The organism is Proteus sp. fly-1008 (assembly GCF_040140305.1).
In the GTDB taxonomy this organism is placed as follows: Bacteria; Pseudomonadota; Gammaproteobacteria; order Enterobacterales; family Enterobacteriaceae; genus Proteus; species Proteus vulgaris_B.
Genome location: NZ_JBEEWH010000048.1, coordinates 1 through 1,010 on the forward strand (window position 1 = coordinate 1; position 1,010 = coordinate 1,010).

Consider the following 1,010-nt stretch of genomic DNA (forward strand, 5'->3'; position numbering starts at 1 on the left):
GAAGTGTGGACGCCAGTCTGCATGGAGTCAACCTTGAAATACCACCCTTTAACGTTTGATGTTCTAACCTAGGTCCATAATCTGGATCGGGGACCGTGTCTGGTGGGTAGTTTGACTGGGGCGGTCTCCTCCTAAAGAGTAACGGAGGAGCACGAAGGTTGGCTAAGCATGGTCGGACATCATGCGGTTAGTGCAAAGGCATAAGCCAGCTTGACTGTGAGAGTGACGGCTCGAGCAGGTACGAAAGTAGGTCTTAGTGATCCGGTGGTTCTGAATGGAAGGGCCATCGCTCAACGGATAAAAGGTACTCCGGGGATAACAGGCTGATACCGCCCAAGAGTTCATATCGACGGCGGTGTTTGGCACCTCGATGTCGGCTCATCACATCCTGGGGCTGAAGTAGGTCCCAAGGGTATGGCTGTTCGCCATTTAAAGTGGTACGCGAGCTGGGTTTAGAACGTCGTGAGACAGTTCGGTCCCTATCTGCCGTGGGCGTTGGAAGATTGAGAGGGGTTGCTCCTAGTACGAGAGGACCGGAGTGAACGCACCACTGGTGTTCGGGTTGTCATGCCAATGGCATTGCCCGGTAGCTAAGTGCGGAAGAGATAACCGCTGAAAGCATCTAAGCGGGAAACTTGCCTCGAGATGAGTCTTCCCTGTCACCTTGAGTGACCTAAAGGAACGTTTAAGACTAAGACGTTGATAGGCTGGGTGTGTAAGCGTAGCGATACGTTGAGCTAACCAGTACTAATGAACCGTGAGGCTTAACCTGACAACACCGAAGGTGTTTTGTCTGAGAGACAAAGAGTAGATGAAGTAAGCTTGTTTAAGATTGAGATTACTGGCGACTGACCGAAAGGAAGGAAGCGGGTAATAAACCGAATTTGCTTGGCGGCCATAGCGCAACGGTCCCACCTGATCCCATGCCGAACTCAGAAGTGAAACGTTGTAGCGCCGATGGTAGTGTGGGGTCTCCCCATGTGAGAGTAGGGAACTGCCAGGCATTAAAT

2 rRNA genes are annotated in these 1,010 nt (G+C 51.7%); both read left to right on the top strand.

Annotated elements, in window-relative coordinates:
* Nucleotides 1-772 (top strand): 23S ribosomal RNA (locus tag ABN256_RS19085); the annotation flags it as partial.
* Nucleotides 773-887: 115 nt separating this feature from the next.
* Nucleotides 888-1,003: ribosomal RNA gene (gene rrf, locus ABN256_RS19090) — 5S ribosomal RNA — on the top strand.
* Nucleotides 1,004-1,010: the final 7 nt, after the last annotated feature.